The organism is Acidobacteriota bacterium, assembly GCA_028874215.1.
GTDB lineage: Bacteria > Acidobacteriota > UBA6911 > RPQK01 > JAJDTT01 > JAJDTT01.
The window spans coordinates 77247-84003 of the sequence record JAPPLF010000097.1 but is presented as its reverse complement, the minus strand read 5'-3'; the positions used below and the strand labels follow the sequence as shown (position 1 = coordinate 84003).

Below are 6757 nucleotides of genomic sequence, written 5' to 3'. Positions count from 1 at the left end.
ACAGCAGGCGCTGGACCGGCTGGGAGTTCGCCTATAGGTGTACCCAGTAGCGTGAATCGAGATCTTGACCTATCTGATTTATAATCAGTGAATTACGTCGATTCCACTCTGGAAGTTCAGCTTAAGAGATCCCCCATGGCATACACGGACCGATGTCTCATCTCAGCTTTCATCCCGTTTGGAGTCGAAATGATCGTCGCAGGATCTCTCTGGGTGCGAGCAGATTTTTTCGAGGATGACAGGAAGACCTCAGAATCGCGATGCCTCAAGCGTCACATCGGCGCGAGCCCATGCCTTGCGGAACTCCACGTCCACTGCGGCGGCTTCCTCATCTTTTTCTTGAACTCGCAGGCACTCTGCCAGTCCAAACAGAGACCAGCCGTTGCGTGGATGCTTCTCAAGATCGTCCCGGTAAATCTGCTCGGCCTCCTGCGCACGGCCGGCTGCCAGCAGAACTGCTCCCAAGGCCTGTCGCACGGGATAGTACCAAGCCGGAGGCTCGTCATAGCGGAGTTGATCATGAAGTTGCACCGCCTCTTGAAGGTGGTGGACCGCATCCTCCGTCCCGCCCCGTCTGGCAGCCAGTTCTCCAGTGAGGACGGTGGATGCCAAACGGAGTAACACGGCAGGAGAATTACCGACCAGGGGCACGCGCGAGGCAACAGTTGCCGCTATATCGGCCAAACGTTCTTTCTCGAAGGATGCCTTGTTGGGTTGTCCTCTTGCTGCGAGCGCCAATCCTCGGGCGTAGTGCCACATGCCGGTCAGGTATCTGAGTTCATTGGGGGGACGGGGTTGCCGTAGGATATCGTCCCACTTCCCGAAGCGTGCCAACGAAAAAAGGAAGACTGGCATGAAGAATTCGACAAAGGGTCTGTTCCGAGCCGTCTCGTAAGAGTAAATCTCAGAAAGGTCTCCCGCCGCACGAAGAACTTCGGTGCTGCGGCCTTCCATCATCAGGGCCGCCCACTCGAAATAGATGTTATGAGGATAAAACATCTCCCGATAATTTCCTTGCGGGTTCCATTTTCGAATGTACTCCCGATCAACCGCGGCGCCGCGTCTGCTGCTCTCGACGGCCTCTGCGTATCGCCCCAGGCGAAAGTAAATATGAGAGGGCATATGAACAAGGTGGCCGGCTCCCGGCATCAACTCGTCAATGCGTTCCGCCGCCGGAAGTGCCTTTTCCGGATAGGGAGAGGCCTCCAGGGCATGGATGTAGTAGTGGTTGGCTCCCGGATGATTCGGATTGAGCTGCAATACGCCTTCCAGCGTCGCCACGGCTTCGAGCGTGCCCGGTTGAGGTCTGCCGTCGGGCGTCCACTGATCCCAGGGACGCAAATTGAGCAGTGCTCCGCCGAATAGAGTGCCCGCGTCCGGATCCCGAGGAAATCGGTTGGCCAGGTCTCGCATGGCAGCCGCGTAGGATCTCCCGCGCACCGCCGGGTCGCCTCCGCCTTGATGTGAGTATCGTCGACCAAGAGCGGCAATGTATGCACGCTCCCGTTCGCTGGCAGCGTTCGATAGCGACTCCGCGATTTGGATCGCCCGGTAGGCCGTATCTTCTCCCTGCCGCGTCATGGGCATATTGATATTTGGGCCCAGGGCCAAGGCGATCCCCCAATAGGCCATGGCACAGTTCGGGTCCAGCCGAGCCGCCTGCTGGAAAGACCGGAGCGCTTCGTCGTTATTGAAGGCGTAATAGAGTCGGAGGCCCTGGTCAAAGTAGCGTTGGGCCAGGGGTGAGGTAGTGGTGACAGGGTGATGATGGGTGCCCAAGTTGTCGAACAGAGGGACAGCCCCTTCCAGGTTCGGGGGGAATGGTGACACTGGAAGAATCGAGGCCAGGACAAATAAACGAAGGCCGATCATCATCGCTGCGGAAAATTATACTGACCAGATCTGCAAGAATGAACGGGCGGCGTTGCCTCACAATAAGTCGTCCTGTAACCACCTGATGTCCGAGATCTGGGAATCGGAAGCAAAAATGGAAAATCGAAGAGCCTTTCTGAAGGGAATCGGCGGGGTTGGCCTGTGTGCCTCAACAGTTTTTCCGGGTGCTGGGCGCAGCCGGTTTTTGCAGCCGAAACTCGTTCGCGAGAGAACGAAAGCGAGGCAGCAAAAACGCCCTATCATCTGGAATAACGATGGCAGCGACATCCAGTCCATCGCTTACGCTGGTGGGAAATGGCCCACTCCGCTGGAATCAGTCGAGCAGTTCTGGGGCGGTACTCTGCGATTTGTGGAAGCCACGCCCGTCGAGACCATCCTCTATTGCGCTCACACCAATGAGCCGGATTGGGAGTTCCCGAAAAAATACATTGACGTGTTGGGGCCGAATCCGGTCCAGCATGTCGTCGACTTCGCCCACAAACATCACAAGGAGTTCTTCTATTCCATACGCATGAACGATGTGCACTGCTCGCGTTACGCTCCGAAAGCCGGATACTGGTCCTCCTTCAAGTTGGCCCATCCTGAACTCCTGCTTGGCTATATCTCACGAACCCACTGGGAAGAAAAGATTGTCCCCTGGCTGGGTCGATTCATGCCCATCGAGGAACAGCGTTGGAAGGCGAAGCTGTATCACCCCGAGAAGGAGACGGAGCTTCTCAGGCAATCGGAAGCAGCGCACCCCCTGAAGGACGTGTTTCAACGGGAGGGCGTGGCTTCGCGCGATCTGTGGTTCTGGGGCGGCTATGACTGGGCTCGTGCCGAAGTCAGGGCCCGCTACCTGCGAGTGATTGAAGGTGCCTGCGAGCGCTACGACCTGGACGGTGTGGAATTGGACTGGGCCCGTCATTACGGTTTCTTCAAGTTGGGGCAGGAACGGCGCAATATTTCCGTGATGAACGACTTTGTCCACCAAGTGCGCCAGCGTCTGGATTACTACGGAGAACGGCGCGGCCGACCCATCCTGTTGGCCAGCGGTCGCACGCCTGATTCGCTGGAGCTTTCACTGTCTCTGGGCCTGGATCCCGAGACGTGGGCTAGGAAAGGGTGGATCGATCTTCTGCTGGCTGGCTCTGGTGGGATGCCGTTCACGATGCCGATCGAAGAATGGGTCGCCCTGGGCCACCGTTATGACGTTCCTGTCTATGGGTGTCTGGATCGAATCTACGTACCATTTCAGACTGGACGGCCCAAGTGGGATGTTCGGGACCCTGAGATGGAAGGAGGCTTGGCTTCCAACTACGAAGCCGTTGACGCCGCCAGCTACCGCTTCTGGGAAGCGGGGACCGACGGCATCTGTCTCTATGACTGGCACACTCACCACGGCCCCACCAATCCTGCAGATTACGGCAGGATGCCATCGATAGAAGACCCGAATGCTCTGGCCCGGCGGAACAAGCTTTACCGGATTGACCCCGGCTACGCCCGGCTCGGCTGTCTGGCCGATGGGTGTCTGGCCAGTCAACTGCCCCGGGCTTTTTCCACCCAGGCGGGTCCGTCAGAAGCTACCTTCCAGCTGACGATCGCCGATGATCCCACCAGCGCGTCGGAAGTTTTTGTGCAGGCTCAATACAGTACCGCCGATTCGACCCGTCCTCCGGCCATTGCGAGCTGGGACCTTGAGCGGGCCGAGGGAGCGGACCGCCGCCGATTCAAGTGGGAACTCAACGGCGTCTCCCTTTCCGAGCCCGTTGAAGCGAAAGTCAAACGCTACGGAGGGTATGGCGTCGGTTGGATAGACGACGCGGGCTGGGTTGAATTCAAAATCGATCCGCGGAACTTGAAAAAAGGCAAGAACACACTTCGGGTAACTGTCGAACCTCCCCCTCGGGGTGACCCCGCCGAGCCCGTACAGATCGTAGATGTTCGCATTCGAATCGGCTACGGTTAGTATCATTTCCGCTGAAACTAGGTCAGGCCGAGAAGGGTTCGCAGTTCGGAAGCAGGTGGTTTTGAGATATGCCGATTCATCTTTTTGACGGCTCGGGCCAGTGGTACCGGGGCAACGTCCATAGCCATACCACCAATTCGGACGGTCTCTTCGGCCTGAACGAACTGGCGAAGTGGTACGCCCGACACGAGTACGATTTCCTCTTCGTCACCGACCACAACCTGGTCACCGATGTCAGCGGGCACCCATCCCGCGAGATTCTCGTCCTGCCGGGTGCCGAGATCGGAGTCTCGTGGCAGGAGACTTTTCCAGCTGAGGTCCTGGCCCTGGGAATCCAGCGTATGACGAGCCAAATGGCAAGCCCGCAGCGAGTCATCGATGAAGTGCTGGAGCAGGGTGGAGTCCCCTTTCTCTCCCATCCCTCCCTGAGTGGCGTCTCTTCCGCCGCCATCTCCCGATTGAAGGGTCTGGTGGGAATCGAGATCTTCAACTCACCTAACCACTGGAACGGGCGCCGTGGCGATTCCACCGCCCAATGGGACGAATTGCTGGCCGGAGGGCACAGGCTCTGGGGCGTGGCCAGCGACGACCGGCATAGTGGGGTCCGTCCCGAGTTGACATTTGCACCCCTGGGTCGGCAGCCGTTTCGTGATCAGGCCGAAGCTTGGATTATGGTCTGGGCGCGGACTCGGACTTCCGCCGAAATCTTGGAGGCTATCCGGCAGGGCCGCTTCTACTCCACGACCGGGCCTCGAATCGAGGAGATCGCGGTAGAGGACGGCGAGATCCGGGTGAAGACCACGCCCGTTCGTTCGGTCTGGTTCGCCTCGTCACCCTGGCTCGGCGTCCGCCGGGTGGTGCCAGCGGGCGAGTGCCTGACGGAGGCCCGGGCACCGCTTTCCGCCCTGGCCACTCCCGGCAAGGTCGCGGAGATGACCGATCGGTTTCTGGATCGGGGCTACTGGCAGCGGCCTCGAGTCGTTGGGTGTTACGTCCGGATCGAGTTGTGGGACGGCGAAGACGGCCGTGCCTGGTCCAATCCGATCGACCTGAGCCGGGAGGGAGAACCGCCGCGGCAGTGTCCGGATGACGGTTCACGGTTAAGGGGGCGCCCCGCTGAGGTTGGATGTCCGCGGCTCGATCCACACATTTCGAATCTCTTCTGATGGGAGAAGGCACTGCGGATTCTCAGAGAGTTGAAACATCAAGAAAGATAAGGTTCCCATCCTTCTGATGACGGCCGTCCTCCTGGGCGGCACCGTACAAGCCCCTCCGGTGGTCTACCGGGAGGCTGGCGTAACCTGGGGTTTAAGCTTCAGACAGCAGGCATCTCCAACCGAGCACAAGTACCTGATCGAAACCATGGGTGGGGGTGTCGGCGTGCTCGACTTCGATTCGGATGGATTCCTGGACCTATTCCTGGTCAATGGATTTCCCCTCCAGCGAGCCACTTCGGCGGAAGCCATTTCGATGCCCAAGAGCGGCGCTTATGCGGACCGTCTCTATCGCAACCTCAACGGGGAAGGCTTCCAGGATGTCACGGTTTCCGCCGGCATGGCGGGAAGCGGATATGGGATGGGGGTGGCAACGGGTGATTACGACAACGACGGGGACGTGGATCTCTATGTGACTCGCTTTGGGCGCAATTCCTTGTACCGGAACGAGGGGACCGGTCGCTTTACCGATGTTACGGGCGCAGCTCGGGTCGCCGGGCATCATTGGTCCAGCAGTGCCGCCTTCCTGGACTACGACCGGGACGGTGATCTGGACCTCTATGTGGTCCGATATCTGGATTGGGATTTCGACAATAATCCGTATTGTGGCAAGCCCGGACCCGGCTATCGCAGCTACTGTATTCCGGACCGCTATGGTGGGATCTCCGACCTTCTGTATCGAAACAATGGTGACGGCACCTTCACGGATGTCTCCGCTCCCTCGGGCATAGGGGAGTCGCAAGGCAAAGGTTTAGGGGTCGCTTTCGCCGACTACGATCTCGACGGATGGATCGACATATACGTGGCGAATGATCGTAGCCCGTGCCTTCTGTTCAAAAACAACCGGGACGGAAGTTTCTCTGAAGTCGCTCTGGCCGCCGGGGTGGCCTACAACAGCGATGGCGACACCTTTGGAGGAATGGGAGTCGATTTTCAGGATTATAACAATGACGCCTATCCCGATCTGATCATCACGACCCTGACCGGTGACATGTACGTCATCTTCGAGAACAACGGGGACGGAAGCTTTACCGATGTGCGCTTTGCCACCGGCATTGGCCAGATGACGCTGGCGCACACGGGCTGGGGAACGCGTTTTTTCGACTACGACAACGACGGCTGGAAAGACATCTTCACGGCCAACAGCCATGTGATGGACAATGTCTCTCTGTACCTGCGCCACGTGAAGTACGCCCAGGCTCCCCTTCTGTTACGGAATCTGGCCAACGGCGCATTCGAGAACGTCTCGACCAGCAGCGGAACGATTTTTCAGACCCCGCTGGTGAGCCGTGGTGCTGCATTCGGGGACTTCGACAACGACGGCGACCAGGATATCGTGGTCTCGAATCTGAACGGGCGTCCCAGCCTGCTGTTGAATCAGGGCGGCAACCGACGGAATTGGATTCTGCTGCGGCTCTTGGGCCGGAAGAGCAATCGTTTCGGCCTGGGAGCGCGAGTCAAGCTGCGCGCCGGCAGCCTGACCCAGTATTGGACGGTGAGCAGCGCTTCCAGCTACCAATCCGCAAACGATCATCGGGTTCATTTCGGCTTGGGAGATGCTGGACGGATTGAAAGTGTGGAGATCCAGTGGCCTTCGGGGATTCAGCAAACTCTGCGCAACGTCCTGCCAAACCAGATCCTGGACGTTACCGAACCGGAGAAGTGACCGTCCTGCAACCCTCTTGTGCCGGACCCTTCGGCT

4 protein-coding genes are annotated in these 6757 nt (G+C 58.7%); 3 read left to right on the top strand and 1 reads right to left on the bottom strand.

Features of this window, described 5'->3' with window-relative positions; genetic code table 11:
- Nucleotides 1-249 precede the first annotated feature (249 nt).
- On the bottom strand, nt 250-1830 hold the full coding sequence (locus OXT71_19620) for a hypothetical protein (GenBank protein MDE2928598.1): 1581 nt from the start codon (nt 1828-1830) through the stop codon (nt 250-252).
- Between the two features lie 127 nt (nt 1831-1957).
- Here OXT71_19620 and OXT71_19615 point away from each other — a divergent pair, with 127 nt between their 5' ends.
- From OXT71_19615 to OXT71_19605, 3 genes are all read left to right on the top strand, one after another.
- Nucleotides 1958-3841: a hypothetical protein gene (locus OXT71_19615; GenBank protein MDE2928597.1), complete on the top strand. Its 1884-nt coding sequence runs from the start codon at nt 1958-1960 to the stop codon at nt 3839-3841.
- A 68-nt stretch (nt 3842-3909) separates the two neighbouring features.
- The gene (locus tag OXT71_19610; GenBank protein ID MDE2928596.1) at nt 3910-5007 is read left to right on the top strand and encodes a CehA/McbA family metallohydrolase; all 1098 of its coding nucleotides are present in this window, start codon (nt 3910-3912) and stop codon (nt 5005-5007) included.
- A gap of 67 nt (nt 5008-5074) precedes the next feature.
- Entirely contained in the window at nt 5075-6721 is a 1647-nt protein-coding gene (locus tag OXT71_19605) for a CRTAC1 family protein (GenBank protein MDE2928595.1), read from the top strand.
- Nucleotides 6722-6757 lie beyond the last annotated feature (36 nt).